The 19,822-nt window shown below is 68.3% G+C and carries 34 protein-coding genes; 1 reads left to right on the top strand and 33 read right to left on the bottom strand.

Annotated elements, in window-relative coordinates; genetic code table 11:
- Positions 1-115: 115 nt before the first annotated feature.
- Positions 116-877, top strand: a complete 762-nt coding sequence (locus ACRX5W_RS03615) for a hypothetical protein (RefSeq protein ID WP_436786396.1) — start codon at positions 116-118, stop codon at positions 875-877.
- Positions 878-902: 25 nt separating this feature from the next.
- Here ACRX5W_RS03615 and truA read toward each other — a convergent pair whose 3' ends face one another.
- The 33 genes from truA to rpsJ all read right to left on the bottom strand — a co-directional run bounded on the left by truA (position 903) and on the right by rpsJ (position 19,632).
- Complete coding sequence (gene truA / locus ACRX5W_RS03610; RefSeq protein ID WP_436786395.1) at positions 903-1,796, bottom strand: tRNA pseudouridine(38-40) synthase TruA; 894 nt, start codon at positions 1,794-1,796, stop codon at positions 903-905.
- A 176-nt stretch (positions 1,797-1,972) separates the two neighbouring features.
- A complete protein-coding gene (gene rplQ, locus ACRX5W_RS03605) occupies positions 1,973-2,536 on the bottom strand; it encodes a 50S ribosomal protein L17 (RefSeq protein ID WP_436786394.1) in 564 nt (187 codons plus the stop codon).
- A gap of 154 nt (positions 2,537-2,690) precedes the next feature.
- Positions 2,691-3,707 carry a DNA-directed RNA polymerase subunit alpha gene (locus tag ACRX5W_RS03600; RefSeq protein ID WP_436786393.1) on the bottom strand — a complete coding sequence of 339 codons (1,017 nt, stop codon included), beginning with the start codon at positions 3,705-3,707 and terminating at the stop codon, positions 2,691-2,693.
- Between the two features lie 127 nt (positions 3,708-3,834).
- Complete coding sequence (gene rpsD, locus ACRX5W_RS03595) at positions 3,835-4,461, bottom strand: 30S ribosomal protein S4 (RefSeq protein ID WP_436786392.1); 627 nt, start codon at positions 4,459-4,461, stop codon at positions 3,835-3,837.
- Positions 4,462-4,489: 28 nt separating this feature from the next.
- The gene (gene rpsK / locus ACRX5W_RS03590; RefSeq protein WP_235054792.1) at positions 4,490-4,891 is read right to left on the bottom strand and encodes a 30S ribosomal protein S11; all 402 of its coding nucleotides are present in this window, start codon (positions 4,889-4,891) and stop codon (positions 4,490-4,492) included.
- A 67-nt stretch (positions 4,892-4,958) separates the two neighbouring features.
- On the bottom strand, positions 4,959-5,339 hold the full coding sequence (gene rpsM / locus ACRX5W_RS03585; RefSeq protein WP_436786391.1) for a 30S ribosomal protein S13: 381 nt from the start codon (positions 5,337-5,339) through the stop codon (positions 4,959-4,961).
- A gap of 193 nt (positions 5,340-5,532) precedes the next feature.
- Complete coding sequence (rpmJ, locus tag ACRX5W_RS03580; RefSeq protein WP_009740505.1) at positions 5,533-5,646, bottom strand: 50S ribosomal protein L36; 114 nt, start codon at positions 5,644-5,646, stop codon at positions 5,533-5,535.
- A 112-nt stretch (positions 5,647-5,758) separates the two neighbouring features.
- Positions 5,759-5,980 (bottom strand): translation initiation factor IF-1, encoded by a 222-nt coding sequence (infA, locus tag ACRX5W_RS03575; RefSeq protein ID WP_018382544.1) that lies wholly within the window; start codon positions 5,978-5,980, stop codon positions 5,759-5,761.
- Between the two features lie 130 nt (positions 5,981-6,110).
- Positions 6,111-6,524, bottom strand: coding sequence for a DUF1707 SHOCT-like domain-containing protein (locus ACRX5W_RS03570; protein WP_436786390.1), 414 nt, complete (start codon positions 6,522-6,524; stop codon positions 6,111-6,113).
- A 23-nt stretch (positions 6,525-6,547) separates the two neighbouring features.
- Entirely contained in the window at positions 6,548-7,336 is a 789-nt protein-coding gene (gene map / locus ACRX5W_RS03565; protein WP_436786389.1) for a type I methionyl aminopeptidase, read from the bottom strand.
- Between the two features lie 227 nt (positions 7,337-7,563).
- Complete coding sequence (locus ACRX5W_RS03560) at positions 7,564-8,220, bottom strand: adenylate kinase (RefSeq protein WP_436786388.1); 657 nt, start codon at positions 8,218-8,220, stop codon at positions 7,564-7,566.
- The gene (gene secY / locus ACRX5W_RS03555) at positions 8,221-9,543 is read right to left on the bottom strand and encodes a preprotein translocase subunit SecY (protein ID WP_436786387.1); all 1,323 of its coding nucleotides are present in this window, start codon (positions 9,541-9,543) and stop codon (positions 8,221-8,223) included.
- A 359-nt stretch (positions 9,544-9,902) separates the two neighbouring features.
- Complete coding sequence (rplO, locus tag ACRX5W_RS03550; RefSeq protein WP_436786386.1) at positions 9,903-10,355, bottom strand: 50S ribosomal protein L15; 453 nt, start codon at positions 10,353-10,355, stop codon at positions 9,903-9,905.
- 1 nt (position 10,356) lies between these two features.
- Positions 10,357-10,539: a 50S ribosomal protein L30 gene (rpmD, locus tag ACRX5W_RS03545; protein WP_231778750.1), complete on the bottom strand. Its 183-nt coding sequence runs from the start codon at positions 10,537-10,539 to the stop codon at positions 10,357-10,359.
- A complete protein-coding gene (rpsE, locus tag ACRX5W_RS03540) occupies positions 10,539-11,144 on the bottom strand; it encodes a 30S ribosomal protein S5 (RefSeq protein WP_231778751.1) in 606 nt (201 codons plus the stop codon). Before rpsE ends, rpmD begins: the two co-directional genes overlap by 1 nt.
- A 46-nt stretch (positions 11,145-11,190) precedes the next feature.
- A complete protein-coding gene (gene rplR, locus ACRX5W_RS03535) occupies positions 11,191-11,574 on the bottom strand; it encodes a 50S ribosomal protein L18 (protein ID WP_436786385.1) in 384 nt (127 codons plus the stop codon).
- Between the two features lie 2 nt (positions 11,575-11,576).
- Positions 11,577-12,116 carry a 50S ribosomal protein L6 gene (gene rplF / locus ACRX5W_RS03530; protein ID WP_436786384.1) on the bottom strand — a complete coding sequence of 180 codons (540 nt, stop codon included), beginning with the start codon at positions 12,114-12,116 and terminating at the stop codon, positions 11,577-11,579.
- A gap of 19 nt (positions 12,117-12,135) precedes the next feature.
- On the bottom strand, positions 12,136-12,534 hold the full coding sequence (gene rpsH / locus ACRX5W_RS03525; RefSeq protein ID WP_281469061.1) for a 30S ribosomal protein S8: 399 nt from the start codon (positions 12,532-12,534) through the stop codon (positions 12,136-12,138).
- Between the two features lie 171 nt (positions 12,535-12,705).
- Positions 12,706-12,891, bottom strand: a complete 186-nt coding sequence (locus ACRX5W_RS03520; RefSeq protein WP_436786383.1) for a type Z 30S ribosomal protein S14 — start codon at positions 12,889-12,891, stop codon at positions 12,706-12,708.
- A 41-nt stretch (positions 12,892-12,932) separates the two neighbouring features.
- Positions 12,933-13,502: a 50S ribosomal protein L5 gene (gene rplE, locus ACRX5W_RS03515; protein ID WP_436786382.1), complete on the bottom strand. Its 570-nt coding sequence runs from the start codon at positions 13,500-13,502 to the stop codon at positions 12,933-12,935.
- Positions 13,502-13,825, bottom strand: coding sequence for a 50S ribosomal protein L24 (gene rplX, locus ACRX5W_RS03510; protein WP_436786777.1), 324 nt, complete (start codon positions 13,823-13,825; stop codon positions 13,502-13,504). The genes rplE and rplX overlap by 1 nt, the downstream gene beginning before the upstream one ends.
- Before the next feature lie 33 nt (positions 13,826-13,858).
- Entirely contained in the window at positions 13,859-14,227 is a 369-nt protein-coding gene (rplN, locus tag ACRX5W_RS03505; protein ID WP_235054803.1) for a 50S ribosomal protein L14, read from the bottom strand.
- A 62-nt stretch (positions 14,228-14,289) separates the two neighbouring features.
- On the bottom strand, positions 14,290-14,553 hold the full coding sequence (gene rpsQ, locus ACRX5W_RS03500; protein ID WP_436786381.1) for a 30S ribosomal protein S17: 264 nt from the start codon (positions 14,551-14,553) through the stop codon (positions 14,290-14,292).
- 14 nt (positions 14,554-14,567) lie between these two features.
- Positions 14,568-14,804: a 50S ribosomal protein L29 gene (gene rpmC / locus ACRX5W_RS03495; RefSeq protein WP_436786380.1), complete on the bottom strand. Its 237-nt coding sequence runs from the start codon at positions 14,802-14,804 to the stop codon at positions 14,568-14,570.
- A complete protein-coding gene (gene rplP, locus ACRX5W_RS03490) occupies positions 14,804-15,223 on the bottom strand; it encodes a 50S ribosomal protein L16 (RefSeq protein WP_231778759.1) in 420 nt (139 codons plus the stop codon). The genes rpmC and rplP overlap by 1 nt, the downstream gene beginning before the upstream one ends.
- A gap of 5 nt (positions 15,224-15,228) precedes the next feature.
- The gene (gene rpsC, locus ACRX5W_RS03485; protein ID WP_436786379.1) at positions 15,229-16,095 is read right to left on the bottom strand and encodes a 30S ribosomal protein S3; all 867 of its coding nucleotides are present in this window, start codon (positions 16,093-16,095) and stop codon (positions 15,229-15,231) included.
- Entirely contained in the window at positions 16,095-16,439 is a 345-nt protein-coding gene (gene rplV, locus ACRX5W_RS03480) for a 50S ribosomal protein L22 (RefSeq protein WP_231778761.1), read from the bottom strand. The genes rpsC and rplV overlap by 1 nt, the downstream gene beginning before the upstream one ends.
- Before the next feature lie 47 nt (positions 16,440-16,486).
- Positions 16,487-16,768 (bottom strand): 30S ribosomal protein S19, encoded by a 282-nt coding sequence (gene rpsS, locus ACRX5W_RS03475; protein WP_436786378.1) that lies wholly within the window; start codon positions 16,766-16,768, stop codon positions 16,487-16,489.
- An 11-nt stretch (positions 16,769-16,779) separates the two neighbouring features.
- A complete protein-coding gene (gene rplB, locus ACRX5W_RS03470; RefSeq protein WP_436786377.1) occupies positions 16,780-17,616 on the bottom strand; it encodes a 50S ribosomal protein L2 in 837 nt (278 codons plus the stop codon).
- Between the two features lie 34 nt (positions 17,617-17,650).
- A complete protein-coding gene (gene rplW, locus ACRX5W_RS03465; RefSeq protein WP_436786376.1) occupies positions 17,651-17,977 on the bottom strand; it encodes a 50S ribosomal protein L23 in 327 nt (108 codons plus the stop codon).
- Positions 17,974-18,660 carry a 50S ribosomal protein L4 gene (gene rplD, locus ACRX5W_RS03460; RefSeq protein ID WP_436786375.1) on the bottom strand — a complete coding sequence of 229 codons (687 nt, stop codon included), beginning with the start codon at positions 18,658-18,660 and terminating at the stop codon, positions 17,974-17,976. The genes rplW and rplD overlap by 4 nt, the downstream gene beginning before the upstream one ends.
- Positions 18,661-18,664: 4 nt before the next feature.
- Entirely contained in the window at positions 18,665-19,309 is a 645-nt protein-coding gene (rplC, locus tag ACRX5W_RS03455; RefSeq protein WP_436786374.1) for a 50S ribosomal protein L3, read from the bottom strand.
- 14 nt (positions 19,310-19,323) lie between these two features.
- Positions 19,324-19,632, bottom strand: a complete 309-nt coding sequence (gene rpsJ, locus ACRX5W_RS03450; protein ID WP_066889903.1) for a 30S ribosomal protein S10 — start codon at positions 19,630-19,632, stop codon at positions 19,324-19,326.
- Positions 19,633-19,822 lie beyond the last annotated feature (190 nt).

Genomic DNA, 19,822 nt, shown 5'->3' with positions numbered 1-19,822 from the left:
CCCCCCCCACCCCCCCCCCCCCCCCCCCCCCCCCCCCAACGCGGGCGGCAACGGGCGGCGGGGGCGTCCCAAGAAGACCTTCCGCGGCATCGCGATAGCCGTCGCCCTCGCGGTTGTGGCCGGTGGCGTCGCGACATGGCTGGTTCTCTCCGGCGGCGACTCGGGCGACGACACCACGGCCGCCCCGCCCGGCCCCGAGGCGAGCGCCGACGTGGCCCGGCCCACCTTCCGCCCGGCGCCGACCGTCCCTCCGCCGCCCGGAAGCGAGGCCGTGCTCGCCGATCCGGCGCTGGACACCGGCCCGTTCACACCCGAAGCGCTCTTCCCCGCACCGCAGATCACGGTGGACGGCCGCACGTACACCGTGGTCGCCAAGCAGCTCGACAACAACTGCGCCGACGCCGCCAACCCCGCCCTCGCCGCGGTACTGCGCAGCCACGCGTGCGCGCAGATGATCCGGCTCACCGCCACATCCCCGGACGGCACCGCCGCCACCGTCGCAGTCGGCTCGTTCGCGAATCCGGCCGACGCCCAGGCCGCCGCGGCAAAGGGCGGCGCCGACTTGAGCGCCGCACTCCTCGGCCTGCCCGGCGGCCCGGTTCCGCTGCTGTGCCCCGTGCCGCAGCCGGGAACCCCCGGCGTGGTCTGCGCGCAGCAGACGAACTCCCTTGGCCGATATGGGCTTTTCCTCGTCGGCGGATACCCCGGCCCGGAGAACCGGATCGACCCCGCGAAGGGCGATCCGAAGGTCGACCAGATCGGCATCGATCTCGACCGCGCGGCACGCAAAGCCCTGGAAGAACGCGGCGAGCAGCGCTCCCAGGCCATCTACGAGGCGGCGAAGGCCGAAGCGGAGAAGGCCATCGAGGGCGAGTGACGAACGCCTCCGCCGACGGCAGCGCTCAAAGCACGTCGAGACGGTGCCGCTTCGCCTTCGCCGCGCGCTCCGCGAGGCGCTCGTCCGACGGGTAGGCGACCTCTTCCAGAACCAACCCGTGCGCGGGCGCGACGTGCACGGCGGAGTCGCGTACGCCCCGAGCCAGTATGTCGGCGGGCCACCGCACCGGGCGCCGCCCCGAACCGACCGCCATCATGGCCCCCACCAGGGATCGGACCATGTTGTGGCAGAAGGCGTCCGCACGCACGGCCGCGATCACCAACGGCGTGAACCCCGGCCCCGCGTCCGCCTCTCCGGGCGTCTCGCGCACCCAGTGGAACTCCTTGAGGCACCGGACCGTCGACGCGCCTTCACGCCTCTTGCAGTACGCCGCGAAATCGTGGTCGCCCAGCAGCAGACCCGCCGCCTCGTTCATCAGGTCCACGTCCAACGGCCGGTCGTGCCAGACCACATGCGCACGCCGCAACGGGTCGACACCGCCCGGGGCATCGCTGATGCGGTACGCGTAGCGCCGCCACTCCGCCGCGAACCTTGCGTCGAAGCCGTCGGGTGCCACGGACACTTCGCGCACGCGCACATCCCGCGGCAACGTGCCGGACAACCTGCGCACCAACTGCCGGCCGTCCATCGTCCACTTGCCCGCCGGGATGTCCACATGCGCCACCTGTCCGCGCGCGTGCACCCCGGCGTCGGTCCGCCCGGCCACGGTCAGTTGCGCGGGTTCCGCGAGCCGCAGAACCGTGGTGAGCGCCGCCTCCAGCGTCCCCTGCACGGTGCGCAGCCCGGGTTGGCGCGCCCATCCGGAGAACTCCGTGCCGTCGTACGCCAGATCGATGCGCAGCCGCAGCGACGCCGCGCCGACGGCGGTCGCGGTACCGGCCGCGCTGTCCGTGCTCACGCTGTCTTCCCCATCCCGCGCCCCGCCCCGGCCCACGACCGCCGGCGAACGACACAAAGCAAACGGCAAAAAGCCACGGGCCCGCCGCCACCCCGAAGGGCGGCGAACGGGCCCGCACACGGCGTCGGTCGGACGCCCAGGCGTCCGGGACACCCCCGCTCGGCGGGGAGTGCGCCCTACTTCTCCGTGTCGACCTTGTCTTCCCCGGCGTCCTCGCCGGCGGCGCCCGCGGTCTCCTCGACCTCTGCGGCCTCGGCTGCCTCGGCGGTCTCGTCGGTCTCCTTGGCCAGGTCCGGCTTGGCCTCGGACTTCGCGGCCTCCTGCTCCTTGACGGAGCGCTTGGTCGCCGCCTCGGCCTCGCCCACCGCGGTCTGCGCGACCGTCAGGGCCTCGACCAGCTCGATCACGGCCATCGGCGCGTTGTCGCCCTTGCGGTTCCCGATCTTGGTGATGCGGGTGTAGCCGCCGGGACGGTTCTCGTACCGGGGACCGATCTCCTCGAAGAGCGTGTGGACGACGCTCTTGTCGCGGATCACCGTGAGCACCTGGCGGCGCGCGTGCAGGTCACCGCGCTTGGCCTTGGTGATCAGCTTCTCCGCGACCGGCCGCAGCCGGCGGGCCTTGGCCTCGGTCGTGGTGATCCGGCCGTGCTCGAAGAGCGCGGTCGCGAGGCCCGACAGAAGCAGGCGCTCGTGTGCCGGGCCGCCACCGAGGCGGGCACCCTTTGCGGGACGGGGCATTGCTTTCTCCTTGGATTCCCTGCATCGGCCGTATCAGGTACCGGTGTCAGTCCGTCCGGGCCGGTCGGCCCGGACGCGAGCTTCCGACGAGTCGCCGGAAGCGGTCCGTGGGGAAGGACCCGAAGGCCCTCCCCACGACGTGCCGCTGGTGAGATCAGTACTGCTCGGTCTCCGCGAACCCGTGGTCGTCCTCGTCGCCGAAGCTGTCGGCCGCGGCGGTCGGGTCGAATCCGGGCGGGCTGTCCTTGAGCGCGAGGCCCATACCGGCCAGCTTCGCCTTGACCTCGTCGATGGACTTCGCACCGAAGTTGCGGATGTCCAGCAGGTCGGCCTCGCTGCGCGCGACGAGCTCGCCCACGGTGTGGATGCCCTCGCGCTTGAGGCAGTTGTACGAACGGACCGTGAGCTCCAGCTCCTCGATCGGCAGCGCCAGGTCGGCCATCAGCGCGGCGTCCGTCGGCGACGGGCCCATGTCGATGCCCTCGGCGTCGACGTTGAGCTCGCGCGCCAGGCCGAACAGCTCGACCAGGGTCTTGCCGGCCGACGCCATCGAGTCGCGCGGACGCATCGACGGCTTGGTCTCGACGTCCACGATCAGCTTGTCGAAGTCCGTGCGCTGCTCGACACGGGTGGCCTCGACCTTGTACGTGACCTTCATGACCGGCGAGTAGATCGAGTCGACCGGAATCCGGCCGATCTCCTGGCCCGCCTGCTTGTTCTGCACCGCGGAGACGTAGCCGCGACCGCGCTCGACGGTCAGCTCCATCTCCAGCTTGCCCTTGGCGTTGAGCGTCGCCAGCACCAGGTCGGGGTTGTGCACCTCGACGCCGGCCGGAGGCGCGATGTCACCGGCGGTGACCGGACCCGGGCCCTGCTTGCGCAGGTACATCACGACCGGCTCGTCGTGCTCCGAGGAGACGACGAGCTGCTTGATGTTGAGGATGAGGTCGGTGACGTCCTCCTTCACGCCCGGCACGGTGGTGAACTCGTGCAGGACGCCGTCGATCCGGATGCTCGTGACGGCGGCACCGGGGATCGAGGAGAGGAGCGTGCGACGCAGGGAGTTGCCGAGGGTGTAGCCGAAGCCCGGCTCCAGCGGCTCGATCACGAACCGGGAGCGGTATTCGTCGACGACGTCCTCGGTCAGAGTGGGACGCTGTGCGATGAGCATGGTTGGTCCTCCATGTCTTCGGTGCCCGCTATATGACACCGACGGCTATGGCAAGGGTACGGGCGGAACAGTGCAAACTGTTCCGCCCGCCCATTTTTTGTCGTCTCTCGACGAAACCCCGACGGGGTTACTTCGAGTAGAGCTCGACGATGAGCTGTTCCTGGACCTGCGTGTCGATGACCTGACGCGCCGGCAGGGAGTGCACGAGAATGCGCATCTTGCTCGGGATGACCTCAAGCCACGCGGGGACGGGGCGCTCCCCGGCCTCGGCGCGGGCCACCACGAACGGGGTCAGCTCGACCGACTCGCGGCGGACCTCGACGATGTCGTTCTCGCTGACGCGGGCCGACGGGATGTCGGTCTTGACGCCGTTGACCAGGATGTGGCCGTGGCGCACAAGCTGGCGGGCGTGGTCACGCGACTTGGCGAAGCCCGCGCGGTAGACCACGTTGTCGAGACGCGACTCGAGGATGCGCAGCAGGTTCTCGCCGGTCTTGCCCTGCTTGCGGTTCGCCTCCTCGTAGTAGCCGCGGAACTGCTTCTCCAGGACGCCGTAGATGCGCGCGCACTTCTGCTTCTCGCGCATCTGGAGCAGGTACTCGCTGTCCTTGGTACGGCCGCGGCCGTGCTCACCCGGCGGGTACGGCCGGATCTCGATCGGGCACTTCGGCCCTTCGCACTTGCTGCCCTTGAGGAACAGCTTCATCTTCTCGCGACGGCAGCGCTTGCAGTCAGCGCCGGTGTAACGCGCCATGGTTCCTTAACTCCTACTCAGCTGCGGGTCAGACGCGGCGGCGCTTGGGGGGGCGGCAGCCGTTGTGCGGCACGGGGGTGACGTCCTGAATGGACCCCACCTCCAGGCCGGTGGCCTGCAGCGAGCGAATGGCGGTCTCGCGGCCCGAACCCGGGCCCTTGACGAAGACGTCGACCTTGCGCATGCCGTGCTCCTGGGCGCGGCGGGCGGCGGACTCGGCGGCCATCTGGGCGGCGAACGGGGTCGACTTGCGCGAACCCTTGAAGCCCACGTGGCCCGCGGAGGCCCACGAGATCACGTTCCCGTTGGGGTCGGTGATCGAGACGATCGTGTTGTTGAACGTGCTCTTGATGTGGGCGTGCCCGTGAGCGACGTTCTTCTTTTCCTTGCGGCGCACCTTCTTGGCGCCGGTGCGGCTCTTGGGAGGCATCTGCTGGAAACTCCTGAGGTCGTCGGTCCGGCTTTACTCGGGACCGTCAGATCCGTCGTTGAGCGGACTACTTCTTGCCCGGCTTCTTCTTGCCGGCGATCGCGCGACGCGGGCCCTTGCGGGTGCGGGCGTTGGTGTGGGTGCGCTGGCCGCGGACGGGGAGGCCACGGCGGTGCCGCAGACCCTCGTAGCAGCCGATCTCGACCTTGCGGCGGATGTCCGCCTGGATCTCGCGGCGGAGGTCACCCTCGATGCGGTAGTTGCCGTCGATCCAGTCGCGAAGCCTGACCAGGTCGTCCTCGGTGAGGTCGCGGACGCGCGTGTCCGGGTTGACGCCGGTGTTCTTCAGGGTCTCCAGCGCGCGGGTGCGACCGACGCCGAAGATGTACGTGAGTGCGACCTCGACCCGCTTCTCGCGGGGCAGGTCAACGCCGACAAGGCGTGCCATGTATGTGGCTCCTGGGTTCGTCGGAGGTTCTGCGCAACACCGGTCCGGAAGGTCCATGCAGCGAACCTTCGGTCCCCGGCCTCCGACCGGGGGTGGCGTCCCGCGCCTGACTGCTGCGGGGGTCGGGTATTGCGACTCTTGCGTGGTGCGTGCGTCGCGCGACGATCGCGTGCCGCGTGCGGGGTGGTTCCGCTCAGCCCTGGCGCTGCTTGTGGCGCAGGTTCTCGCAGATCACCATGACCCGGCCGTGGCGGCGGATCACCTTGCACTTGTCACAGATCTTCTTGACGCTCGGCTTGACCTTCATGATCTGAATCTCTCCGGTACGTGCTGACGAGGGCGCACTGAGGCGCCCTCGTCGCCGAGGCGGTTGTCTGGTTCGCGCCCGCGCACCCGGAGACCGGGACGCGAGTGCTCGCCTACTTGTAGCGGTAGACGATTCGGCCGCGGGTGAGGTCGTACGGGCTCAGCTCGACCACAACCCGGTCGTCCGGAAGGATGCGGATGTAGTGCATCCGCATCTTCCCGCTGATGTGTGCAAGGACCTTGTGCCCGTTTTGCAGCTCGACGCGGAACATGGCGTTGGGGAGAGACTCGATGACGGTGCCCTCGATCTCAATGGCCCCTTGCTTCTTGGGCATGTCCTCCGCACTTCATCTTCTCGGGATCATCTACCGTTGGCTGTCACATCCGCCGCGAGGGCACGCTCCGCCCGGTCATGACCGGACTTCCGGGGGCGTGGCGAAACGCGGCTACAGATGAGCCGACGAGTCAGTCTAAGGCACGCGGGAGCGAGAAGCGAAACCGGGTAGCGGACCGTACCGCATACGCCGCACCCGCCGCACCGGCCGCACCGGCCGCAGCGGCAACTGCCACCGACATGACCAGCACGCCCGCGCATCCGGCCTGCGGGCGCCTTCCCGGCGCCGCCGGACCTGGCGGCTCGCCCGCACTCGGCGCGCTCGTTCCCGAAGGCCGCTCGTCGTCGCAGTCGTCGGACGCGTGCCCTGCCCCGAGGTCGCGCACGACCGCGTCGAGCTCCGCGTTCGTCGCGGCGGCCTTCACCCGCCGCAACCGTGCCTGGTACTCACCCAGCGACAAGCGCCCGGACGCCATTCGCTCCCGCAGCACCGCGGTCGCCCGCTCGCGGTCATCCGAGGTCGGCCGCCCGCCGTCACCGTCCATCGGGCCAGATTAGTGCGCCGACGTCATGCGGGGAGGGCGGTGAGGACGACCGGTCCCTCCTCGGTCACCGCGATCGAGTGCTCCCAGTGGGCCGCACAACCGCCGGCCGTCGTCTTCACCGTCCACTCGTCGGGCATCGTGAACGTCGCCGGCCTGCCGAGTGTCACCATCGGCTCGATCGCCAGGCACACGCCGGGCAGCAGCTCCGGCCCCTGGCCCGCGCGGCCGTAGTTGAGGATGTGCGGGTCCTGGTGCATCTCGGTGCCGATGCCGTGGCCGCCGTAGTCCTCGACGATCCCGTACCGTCCCCCGCCCACCGGGGTGTGCGAACGGATCGCCTGTTCGACCGCGTGGCCGATGTCGCTCAGCCTGCCGCCCGGTTTCGCGGCGGCGATGCCGGCCCACAGGGACTCCTCGCAGACGCGGCTGAGCTCGACGAGCTCTTCCGCGACGGTGCCGACCGCGACGGTGATCGCCGAGTCGCCGTGCCAGCCGTCGAGGATCGCGCCGCAGTCGATCGAGATGAGGTCGCCCTCACGCAGCGGCGTGTCGTCCGGGATGCCGTGCACCACCACGTCGTTGACCGACGCGCAGATCGACGCGGGGAAGCCGTGGTAGCCCTTGAACGACGGGACGGCACCGGCCTCGCGGATCGTCCGCTCGGCGAGGGCGTCGAGCTCGCGGGTGGTCGCCCCGGGGACGGCCGCCTCGCGGAGCTTGACGAGCGTCGTCGCCACCACACCGCCCGCGAGCCGCATCTTCTCGACCTGCGCGGGCGTCTTGCGCTCGATCTTGGTACGCCGCCTCTTCATCACCGGCTTTGTCGTCCTTCCGCGCCGCGTCGGCGTTGTCATCCGGCCCGGAGAGGATGAGGACCGGTTCGTCCTGTTCGTGTACCCGTGCGCCAACGTGCGCATGGGCGACCCGGGAGTCCCGGATCGCCCATGCGTCGGCGTTTTCCTGCCGCCGGTGCAGCGCCTCGCCCGAAGGCCGGGCCGCCTCGGCCGCTCGGTCCTGCCGAGCTCGGTCCTGCTTGACCTCAGTCCTGCTTGAACGCCTTCAGCGCGGTCTTCGCCCGCTCGGTCACCTCGGGGACGCGTCCCAAGGCGTCGATCACGACGAGGATCCCCTGTTCGGAGTAGTAGCCGACGAGCGGCTCGGTCTGCTCCTTGTAGACGTCCAGACGGTGCTTCACCGTCTCCTCGCGGTCGTCGTCGCGCTGGTACAGCTCACTGCCGCACTCGTCGCACACGCCTTCGACCTGCGGGCGGTCGAAGAAGATGTGGCAGACGTGCCCGTGCGCGCGGCACTGACGGCGCCCGGACAGCCGCTGGATGATCTCCTTGGAGGGGACATCCAGTTCCAACACGGCGTCCAGCCGGGTGCCGTGTTCGGCCAATATCTCGTCGAGCACCTTGGCCTGCGCGGTGTTCCGCGGAAACCCGTCGAGCAGGAATCCGTCGGCGGCGTCGGGCTGCGCGAGGCGGTCCCGGACCATGCCGATGGTGACTTCGTCGGGCACGAGGTTGCCCGCATCCATGTACTTCTTCGCTTCGAGACCCAACGGCGTCCTCTGGGCCACGTTGCTGCGGAAGAGATCGCCCGTCGAGATCGCGGGGATCGACAGGTCTGCGGCGATGTATTGGGCCTGGGTTCCCTTGCCCGCGCCGGGTGGGCCCACAAGAACGATACGCATTTAGCGGAGGAAGCCTTCGTAGTTGCGCTGCTGGAGCTGGCTCTCGATCTGCTTCACGGTTTCCAGACCCACTCCCACGATGATCAGGATGCTCGTGCCGCCGAACGGGAAATTGTTGGTGGCGTTGAACAGCACGAGCGCGATCATGGGTACGAGCGCGATCATGCCCAGGTAGAGCGATCCGGGCCACGTGATCCGGGTGAGGATGTAGTTGAGGTATTCCGCAGTCGGTCTGCCGGCGCGGATGCCCGGGATGAAACCACCATACTTCTTCATGTTGTCGGCAACTTCTTCGGGGTTGAACGTGATCGCCACATAGAAGAAGGCGAAGAACACGATCAGCAGGAAGTACGTCGCCATGTAGATCGGGTGGTCACCCTGCACGAAGTTGTTCTGGATCCACAGCGCCCAGCCTGAATCGCTCCCGCTGAACTGTGCGATCAGCGCCGGGATGTAGAGCAGCGACGAGGCGAAGATCACGGGGATGATGCCCGCCTGGTTCACCTTGAGCGGGATGTATGTGGACGTACCGCCGTAGGCGCGTCGCCCGATCATCCGCTTGGCGTACTGCACCGGGATGCGGCGCTGCGCCTGCTCGACGAAGACGACCAGGCCGACCATGAGCAGGCCGACCGCGACGACGGTGAAGAAGGCCACCCAGCCGCCGCCCAGCGTGCCGGTCTGCTTGATGTTCCACAGCGCGGACGGGAAGCCCGCCGCCACCGACACGAACATCAGGATCGACATGCCGTTCCCGATGCCGCGGTCGGTCACGAGCTCGCCGAGCCACATGATGACCGAGGTGCCCGCGGTCATGACCATGACCATGACCATGATGCGGAACAGGCTCTGGTCGGGAACGATTTGGTCCGGTACGCACTCCCCGCCGCCGGAGCTGCTGAACAGCGCGCCGCTGCGTGCCGTCGCCACCAGGGCGGTCGACTGGAGGATCGCCAGCGCGATCGTGAGGTACCGGGTGTACTGCGTGATCTTGGCGGTGCCGGACTGGCCCTCCTTCTTGAGGGCCTCCAACCGCGGAATGACGACCGTCAGGAGCTGAAGGATGATGCTCGCCGTGATGTACGGCATGATCCCCAGCGCGAAGATCGTCAGCTGCAGCAGCGCACCGCCGCTGAACATGTTCACCAGGCCGAAGAGACCGCCCTGGTCCGACGCGTCCACACACTTGCGGACCATCTGGAAGGAGACGCCTGGGACCGGGATCGTGGAACCGATCCGGAACAGGACGATGATCCCCAACGTGAACAGCAGCTTCTTGCGCAGGTCGGGCGTGCGGAACGCCCGGGCGAACGCGGTGAGCACACTGCCTCCTGCGCCTCACCCGAAAGGGCAAGTCGTTTGATCGATCGGGTCCCGTGGTCTACGGGGAGGTCCGATTGCCGAACCTCACGGACAATAACAGCGTCGGTCCGCGGAAGTGTCGCTCGGACCGGGAGATTTGCTGTGCGGACGCAGGGAAGTCATCCCGCCGTTCCGCACCGGCATCGCTGCGGTTCTCGCGCTGCCCCTGCGGAGTCGGTGTCCGCCGAGAAACTCAGCGGAGTCGGTGTCCGCCGAGAAGCTCAGCGGAGTCGTTGGCCGCCGATGAGCAACGGGCCACAGACGACACAGGGGCGCCACCACCTTACCGGCGTGGCGCCCCTGCTAAGAAGCCGTCGCTCCTAGAGCTCGTCGGCCGAGCCGCCGGCCGCCGCGATCTTCTCCTTCGCGGAGCCGGAGAAGGCGTGCGCCTTGATCCGGACCGCGACGGAGATCTCGCCCTGGCCGAGGACCTTGACCAACTGGTTCCCGCGGACCGCGCCCTTGGCCACGAGGTCGTCGACGGTCACGTCGCCGCCCTCGGGGAAAAGCGCGCTGATCTTGTCCAGGTTGACGACCTGGTACTCGGTGCGGAACGGGTTCTTGAAGCCCTTCAGCTTCGGAAGCCGCATGTGGAGGGGCATCTGCCCGCCCTCGAAGCGCTCCGGAACCTGGTAGCGGGCCTTCGTGCCCTTGGTGCCGCGACCGGCGGTCTTGCCCTTCGACGCCTCACCACGACCCACGCGGGTCTTGGCGGTCTTGGCGCCCGGGGCGGGCCGAAGGTGGTGCACCTTCAGCGGGTTCTCGGCTCCCATGTCAGTCCACCTCCTCGACGGTGACCAGGTGCTGCACCGTGAAAATCATGCCGCGGATCTCCGGACGGTCCTCCTTGACGACCACGTCGTGGACGCGCTTGAGGCCGAGCGAACGGAGGGTGTCGCGCTGGTTCTGCTTGCTCCCGATCTTCGACCGGGTCTGCGTGACCTTGAGACGAGCCATCACGCACCCACTCCCGCGCGGGCCCGCAGCAGCGCGGCCGGCGCCACGTCCTCCAGCGGAAGCCCGCGGCGCGCCGCGATCTCCTCGGGACGCTGGAGACCCTTGAGGGCCGCCACCGTCGCGTGAACGATGTTGATCGCGTTGTCCGAGCCGAGCGACTTGCTCAGCACGTCGTGGATGCCCGCGCACTCCAGCACGGCACGCACCGGGCCACCGGCGATGACACCGGTACCGGGGGACGCCGGCTTGAGGAGCACGACTCCGGCCGCCGCCTCACCCTGGATCGGGTGCGGGATGGTGCCCTGGATACGCGGGACCTTGAAGAAGTGCTTCTTGGCCTCCTCCACACCCTTGGCGATGGCGGCCGGCACCTCCTTGGCCTTCCCGTACCCGACACCCACGGTGCCGTCGCCGTCGCCCACCACGACGAGCGCGGTGAAGCTGAAGCGGCGGCCACCCTTGACTACCTTGGCCACACGGTTGATCGCGACGACGCGCTCGACGTACGCGGTCTTCTCGGCGGCGGCGCCGCCGTCACGCCGATCCCGCCGGTCCCGACGCTCGCCGCCGCCGGCGCCGCCACCGCGGCGCTGGGGTCCAGCCATCAGAAAATCCTCATCTGTCGTACGAAGCTTGTCCGGACCAGCGGGCTCAGAAAGCCAGCCCGTTCTCACGCGCGGCATCTGCGAGCGCGGCGATACGGCCGTGGTACTTGTTGCCACCACGGTCGAACACCACGGTCTCGATGCCCGCTGCCTTGGCCCGCTCAGCGACGAGCTCGCCGACCTTGCGCGCCTTTTCGGTCTTGTCGCCCTCGCCGCCGCGGATGGACTCGTCCATCGTCGAGGCGGACGCGAGCGTGTGACCGGCCAGGTCGTCGATGACCTGCGCCACGATGTGGCGCGTACTGCGGGTCACGACCAGACGTGGCCGCTGCGGGGTGCCGGAAACACGCTTCCGGACCCGAATGTGCCGGCGCTTGCGAGACGTGGACTTCTTCGCCACACCCTTGCCGACCTTCACACCGACGGCCATGCCTACTTACCAGCCTTTCCGACCTTGCGGCGGATGACCTCACCCGCGTACTTCACACCCTTGGCCTTGTACGGGTCGGGCTTGCGAAGCTTGCGGATGTTCGCGGCGACCTCGCCGACCTTCTGCTTGTCGATGCCCTGGACCTCGAACTTGGTCGGGCTCTCGACGACGAAGGAGATGCCCTCGGGCGCCTCGACGACGATCGGGTGGCTGAAACCGAGCGCGAACTCCAGCGAAGAGCCCTTCGCCGCCACGCGGTAGCCGACACCGCTGATTTCCAGCTTCTTGCTGTATCCCTGGGTCACACCGGTGATCATGTTCGCCACCAGCGTCCGGGACAGCCCGTGCAGGGCCTTCGAGAGCCGCTCGTCGTTCGGGCGCGTCACCGCGAGGGTGCCGTCCTCCGACTTGGCGATCTCGATCGGAGCGGCGAGGTTGTGCGACAGGGTGCCCTTGGGGCCCTTCACGACGACCTCGCGGCCATTGATGGTGACGTCCACACCGGTGGGAACCGGGATGGGCAGCCGTCCGATACGCGACATAGCTGTGCCTCCCTTCCGGTTACCAGACGAAGGCGAGGACTTCCCCGCCCACGCCTTTCTTGGCGGCCTGACGGTCGGTGAGCAGACCCTGCGACGTCGAGATGATCGCGACGCCGAGGCCTCCCAGCACCTTCGGCAGGTTCGTGGACTTTGCGTACACCCGCAGACCGGGCTTCGAGACGCGGCGGATGCCGGCGACCGAGCGCTCGCGGTTCGGGCCGTACTTCAGGTCGATGACGAGGCTCTTGCCGACCTCGGCGTCCTCGACTCGCCAGCCCTGGATGTAACCCTCCTGCTGGAGGATCTCCGCGATGTGCGACTTGATCTTGCTGTACGGCATCACGACATCGTCGTGGTATGCCGAGTTGGCATTCCGCAGACGCGTCAACATGTCTGCGATGGGGTCGGTCATGGTCATGACGGCCTCAGGGCCTTTCCCGCCGCGGTTTCCCGAAATGCGATCTGTCCCGGGCCGCCCACCCCGGCAGGGGACGGGCGGCACACGGCGACGACTGCGGGACGGGACCTACAGCGTTTGTATCGGACACCCTCGCGCGGGGCGAGGATGGTCGCCGGCAGGCGGGTTCGCCTACCAGCTGCTCTTCGTGACGCCGGGCAGCTCGCCGGCGTGCGCCATCACGCGCAGGCACACACGGCACAGACCGAACTTGCGGTAAACCGAGTGCGGACGACCGCACCGCTGGCAGCGCGTGTAGCTGCGCACCGCGAACTTCGGCTTGCGAGCGGCCTTGGCAATCAGGGCCTTCTTCGCCACTTCAGCTCTCCTTATTGCGACTCAGCCGCTTGCGCGGCTGCTCACGCTTCCTTGAACGGGAAGCCGAGGTGGCGCAGCAGAGCCCGGCCCTCGTCGTTGTTCTTGGCGCTGGTCACCACGGTGATGTCCATGCCGCGAACACGGTCGATCTTGTCCTGGTCGATCTCGTGGAACATCGACTGCTCGGTGAGACCGAAGGTGTAGTTGCCGTTGCCGTCGAACTGCTTCGGCGACAGGCCGCGGAAGTCGCGGATACGCGGCAGCGCGATCGACACCAGGCGGTCCAGGAACTCCCACATCCGGTCGCCGCGCAGTGTGACGTGCGCACCGATCGGCTGGCCCTCGCGCAGCTTGAACTGCGCGATGGACCGGCGGGCCTTGGTGACCTGGGGCTTCTGGCCGGTGATGGCCATCAAGTCCTTGATCGCACCCTCGATGAGCTTGGAGTCGCGCGCGGCGTCTCCGACACCCATGTTGACGACGACCTTGACGACACCCGGGATCTGCATGACGTTCTCGTACGAGAACTCCTCACGCAGCTTGTCCTTGATCTCGTCGCGGTAGCGCTGCTTCAGACGCGGCAGCGTCTTTGCCTCAGTGGTGACAGTCATCAGATGTCCTCACCGGTCCGCTTCGCGATCCGGATCTTGTTGCCCTCGTCGTCGAACCGGTAGCCGACGCGCGTGGGGACCTTCTTGCCGTCCTTCTCCACGACCAGCATCACGTTGCTGACGTGGATGGGGGCCTCCTGCGTGATGATGCCGCCGGTCTTGGCACCCTTGGCGGACTGGCCGACCTTGGTGTGCTTCTTGATCCGGTTGACACCCTCGACGAGGACGCGCTCAAGCTGCGGGTAGGCCGCGATGACCTTGCCCTGCTTGCCGCGGTCCTTGCCCGTGATGACCTGGACCAGGTCACCCTTCTTGACCTTCATGCTCTTCTTGCTCGTCGGGCTCTTCGCCATGGCTTACAGCACCTCCGGCGCGAGCGAGATGATCTTCATGAACTTCTTCTCGCGCAGTTCACGGCCGACCGGACCGAAGATGCGGGTACCGCGGGGCTCACCGTCGTTCTTGAGGATGACGGCGGCGTTCTCGTCGAAGCGGATGTAGGAGCCGTCGACACGGCGGCGCTCCTTGACGGTCCGCACGACGACAGCCTTGACGACGTCGCCCTTCTTCACGTTGCCACCGGGGATCGCGTCCTTGACGGTGGCCACAATGACGTCCCCGATGCCCGCGTAGCGCCGGCCGGACCCACCGAGCACACGGATGCAAAGGATCTCCTTGGCACCCGTGTTGTCGGCGACTCGCAGTCGCGACTCCTGCTGGATCACGTCTAACTCCTGATCGTCACGTCACGGCGCAGGCCCACGTCGGTGGGCCTGCCCGGCGCTCGCTACTTGGCCTTCTCGAGGATCTCGACGATGCGCCAGCGCTTGCTGGCGGACAGCGGCCGGGTCTCCATCAGGAGGACGCGGTCGCCGACTCCGCACGCGTTCTGCTCGTCGTGAGCCTTCAGCTTGCTCGTGCGGCGGATGACCTTGCCGTACAGCGGGTGCTTCACGCGGTCCTCGACGGCGACGACGACGGTCTTGTCCATCTTGTCGCTGACGACGAGGCCCTCACGGGTCTTGCGGAATCCCCGGGTCTGCTCAGTCATCTCAGTCTTCTCGCTCACGACTCGCCTCCGGTCTCCTCCACGCTGACGATCCCGAGCTCGCGCTCGCGCATCAGCGTGTAGATGCGGGCGATGTCCTTGCGGACCGCCTTGAGCCGCCCGTGGTTCTCGAGCTGCCCGGTCGCCGCCTGGAAACGGAGGTTGAACAGCTCCTCCTTGGCCTCACGCAGCTTGGCGACGAGTTCCTCGTCCGCCAGGTCGCGCAGCTCGGACGCCTTGGTCCCGGCCGCCATCACGCCTCACCTGCCTCGCGCCGGACGATCCGGCACTTCATCGGCAGCTTGTGCGTGGCGCGCAGAAGCGCCTCGCGAGCCACCTTCTCGTTCGGGTACGACAGTTCGAACATCACCCGACCGGGCTTGACGTTCGCGACCCACCACTCGGGCGAGCCCTTGCCGGAGCCCATGCGGGTCTCGGCCGGCTTCTTGGTCAGCGGACGGTCCGGGTAGATGTTGATCCACACCTTGCCGCCACGACGGATGTGCCGCGTGATGGCGATACGGGCGGATTCGATCTGCCGGTTGGTCACGTACGCCTGGCCCAGGGCCTGGATGCCGTACTCGCCGAACGCGAGCTCCGTACCGCCCTTGGCGCGACCGGCGCGCCCGGGGTGGTGCTGCTTGCGGTGCTTGACCCTGCGGGGGATCAGCATCGGGGTCAGGCCTCCGTTCCGGATTCGGGCGCCGAAGTCTGCGCGGGCGCGGCCTCGACGGCCGGCGCGGCGGAGTCGGCGGCCCCGGTGGACTCGCTCGACGACGCGTCGTTCTGCTGACGTCCGCCACGACCGCCGCCACGGCGCTCGCCACCGCGGCCACCGCCGCGCGGACGGTCGCCGCCGGGGCCACGCGACGGGCGGTTGCCCGCGCGCGCCGCGGCGTTGTCGGCGCGGACCTCGGCGATGTTCTTCACGTCGCCCTTGTAGATCCACACCTTGACGCCGATGCGGCCGAAGGTCGTGCGGGCCTCGAAGAAGCCGTACTCGACGTTGGCGCGCAGCGTGTGCAGCGGGACACGGCCCTCGCGGTAGAACTCGGAGCGCGACATCTCCGCGCCGCCGAGCCGGCCACCGCACTGGATCTTGATGCCCTTGGCGCCGGCCTTCATCGCGGTCTGCATCGCCTTGCGCATCGCGCGGCGGAACGAGACACGCGACGAAAGCTGCTCGGCCACGCCCTGCGCGACGAGCTGGGCGTCGATCTCGGGGTTCTTGACCTCAAGGATGTTGAGCTGGACCTGCTTGCCGGTCAGCTTCTCCAGGTCACCCCGGATGCGGTCGGCCTCCGCGCCGCGGCGGCCGATGACGATGCCCGGCCGGGCGGTGTGGATGTCGACGCGGACGCGGTCGCGGGTGCGCTCGATCTCCACCTTGGAGATGCCGGCCCGCTCCATGCCCTGCGTCATCATCCGGCGGATGGCGACGTCTTCCTTGACGTAGTCCTTGTACAGCTTGTCGGCGTACCAGCGGGACTTGAAGTCCGTGGTGATGCCGAGGCGGAACCCGTGCGGGTTAACCTTCTGGCCCACTAGCGGGTCCTCTCCTTCTCGGCGACAACCACGGTGATGTGGCTGGTGCGCTTGCGGATGCGGTACGCGCGGCCCTGGGCACGCGGCCGGAACCGCTTGAGGGTCGGCCCCTCGTCCACGTAGGCCTCGGACACGTACAGGTTGTTGGTGTCGAGGTTGTGGTTGTGCCCGGCGTTGGCGATGGCGCTGTCGAGCACCTTGCCGACCGGCTCGCTGGCCGCCTGCTGCGCGAAGCGCAGGATGGCCTGCGCCTCGGCGGCGTCCACGCCGCGGATCAGATCGACAACCCGGCGAGCCTTCATGGGCGTGACGCGGATGTACCGCGCCTGGGCCCTGGCTTCCATTGAAGTCCCCTTGCTCATCTCAGTTCGGTTTCCTTGTAGCCCGCCGGTCAGCGACGACGCGACTTGCGGTCGTCCTTCTCGTGGCCACGGAAGGTCCGGGTCGGGGCGAACTCGCCGAGCTTGTGGCCGACCATCGCCTCGGTGACGAACACCGGGACGTGCTTGCGGCCGTCGTGCACCGCGATGGTGTGACCCAGCATCGCCGGGATGATCATCGAGCGGCGGGACCAGGTCTTGATGACGTTCTTGGTGCCCTTCTCGTTCTGCGCGTCCACCTTCTTGATCAGGTGGTCGTCGACGAAGGGCCCCTTCTTGAGACTGCGCGGCATCGAGACTGCTCCTAGCGCTTCTTGTTCGTCTTGCGGCGGCGGATGATCAGCTTGTCGCTGGCCTTCTTCGGCCTGCGGGTGCGACCTTCCTTCTGGCCCCACGGCGAAACCGGGTGACGGCCACCGGAGGTCTTGCCCTCACCACCACCGTGCGGGTGGTCGATCGGGTTCATCGCCACACCGCGGACGGTCGGGCGCTTGCCCTTCCAGCGCATGCGGCCGGCCTTGCCCCAGTTGATGTTCGACTGCTCGGCGTTGCCGACCTCGCCGATGGTGGCGCGGCAGCGGACGTCGACCATCCGGATCTCACCCGACGGCATGCGGAGGGTCGCGAACGCGCCTTCCTTCGCCAGGAGTTGCACGCTCGCACCGGCGGAACGGGCCAGCTTGGCGCCGCCGCCCGGACGCAGCTCGATCGCGTGCACGACCGTACCGACCGGGATGTTGCGGAGCTGCAGGTTGTTCCCCGGCTTGATGTCGGCGGTCGGACCGTTCTCGATCCGGTCGCCCTGACGCAGCTTGTTCGGGGCCAGGATGTAGCGCTTCTCGCCGTCCGCGTAGTGCAGGAGGGCGATGCGCGCGGTGCGGTTCGGGTCGTACTCGATGTGCGCGACCTTCGCCGGGACGCCGTCCTTGTCGTTGCGACGGAAGTCGATCACCCGGTACGCACGCTTGTGACCGCCACCCTGGTGGCGGGTCGTCACGCGGCCGTGGTTGTTACGACCACCCTTGTTGTGCAGCGGGCGGACCAGCGACTTCTCCGGCGTGGACCGCGTGATCTCGACGAAGTCGGCGACGCTGGCGCCACGACGGCCCGGAGTCGTCGGCTTGTACTTGCGGATGCCCATGGCTTCTCTTAGTCCTCGTCCGTATCAGCGGCCGTCAGCCGACGGGTCCACCGAAGATGTCGATCCGCTCGCCCTCGGCCAGGGTGACGATCGCTCGCTTCGTGTCCTTGCGCTTGCCCATGCCGGTCCGGGAGCGCTTGCGCTTGCCCTGCCGGTTGATCGTGTTCACGTTCGTGACCTTGACCCCGAACACGGCCGCGACGGCCTGCTTGATCTGGGTCTTGTTCGCGTTCGGGTGCACGATGAACGTGTACTTGTTCTCGTCCAGAAGCCCGTAGGACTTCTCCGAGATCACCGGCTTCAGCAGCACGTCGCGCGGGTCGGTGAAGGTCTTGCTGGTGACCGGGGTGCTCTCGCTCACGCCTCGTCGCTCCCTTCGAGCTCGCTCGAAGTGGCAACGGCGGACGCGGACTTGCCTCGCGGCGAGCCGGCGATGAACCGCTCCAGAGCAGCCTTCGTGAAGACCACGTCGTCGGAGACGAGCACGTCGTAGGTGTTCAGCTGGCCCGGGTCGAGCACGTGCACCTGCGGGAGGTTGCGGGCGCTCAGCCAGGCGGCCGTGTCGTCCCTGTCGGCGACCAGGAGCACGTGCTTGCGCTCGGAGATCTTGCCGATCAGGGTGCGCGCGGCCTTGGTGGACGGCGCGTCGCCGTCGATCAGGGCGGACACGCAGTGGATGCGCGAGTGCGCGGCCCGGTCGCTGAGGGCACCGCGCAGTGCGGCGGCCTTCATCTTCTTGGGCGTCCGCTGCGAGTAGTCGCGCGGGACGGGACCGTGCACGGTGCCGCCGCCGGCGAACTGCGGCGCACGGGTCGAGCCCTGGCGCGCACGGCCGGTGCCCTTCTGGCGGTACGGCTTGCGCCCACCGCCGCGGACCTCGCCGCGCGTCTTCGTCTTGTGCGTGCCCTGGCGGGCCGCGGCAAGCTGGGCGACGACGACCTGGTGGATCGTCGGGATGCTGACCTGGACGCCGAAGATCTCCGCGGGGAGTTCGACGGTCCCGGTCTTCTCGCCGGCCGGCGAGAGAACGTCAATGGTGGTCATGAGTTCACGCCCCCTTGGCCGCGGTGCGGACCAGGACGAGTCCGCCGTTCGGACCGGGGATCGCACCCTTGACCAGGATGAGACCCTTCTCCGCGTCGACGGCGTGGACGGTCAGGTTCTGGGTCGAGACACGCACGTTGCCCATGCGGCCGGCCATGCGGACGCCCTTGAACACGCGGCCCGGAGTGGCACACCCGCCGATGGAGCCCGGCGAGCGGTGCTTGCGCTGCGTACCGTGCGAGGCGCCGAGGCCGCGGAAGCCGTGGCGCTTCATGACGCCCGCGGTGCCCTTGCCCTTGCTGGTGCCCGAGACGTCGACCTTCTGGCCGGCCTCGAAGACGTCCGCGGTGATCTCCTGGCCGAGCGTGTACTCGGACGCGTCGGAGGTGCGGAGCTCCACCAGGTGACGGCGCGGGGTGACCCCGGCCTTGTCGAAGTGCCCGGCGAGCGGCTTGTTGACCTTGCGCGGGTCGATCTGGCCGAACGCGATCTGAACGGCGCTGTAGCCGTCGGTGTCGGCGTTGCGGACCTGCGTCACGACGCACGGCCCGGCCTGGACGACGGTCACCGGAACGACGCGGTTGTTCTCGTCCCAGACCTGGGTCATGCCGAGCTTGGTGCCCAGAATGCCCTTCATCTGCTTCGTCATCGTCGGTGCGTCCCTCAGAGCTTGATCTCGATGTCGACGCCGGCCGGAAGGTCGAGACGCATCAGCGAGTCAACCGTCTTCGGCGTCGGGTCGAGAATGTCGATGAGCCGCTTGTGCGTGCGCATCTCGAAGTGCTCGCGCGAGTCCTTGTACTTGTGCGGCGAGCGGATGACGCAGTACACGTTCTTCTCGGTCGGCAGCGGCACCGGGCCCGCGACCTGCGCACCCGTACGAGTCACCGTCTCGACGATCTTGCGCGCCGAGCTGTCGATGACCTCGTGGTCGTAGGCCTTGAGCCGGATGCGGATCTTCTGTCCCGCCATGGCTGCTTTGTTTTCCTTCTCTCGTACCGCTGCGGATCACCCCCGCTGTCGCGGGAGGAAGTCTTGGCCGGTAACCCGACCGGGCCGACCGACCCCCGCGGTCGGGCGTGTCGCCCTGCTGCCCGCAAGCGTCCCTTGAACCCCTTTGGGGGGAGGCTCCGGGAAGCCGGGCAGCGGATCGCACTGTCCT

This window comes from Yinghuangia sp. YIM S10712 (genome assembly GCF_051388935.1).
Lineage (GTDB): Bacteria > Actinomycetota > Actinomycetes > Streptomycetales > Streptomycetaceae > Yinghuangia.
Note: the sequence above shows the minus strand (reverse complement) of the source record. Positions and strands in the feature narration are given on the sequence as shown.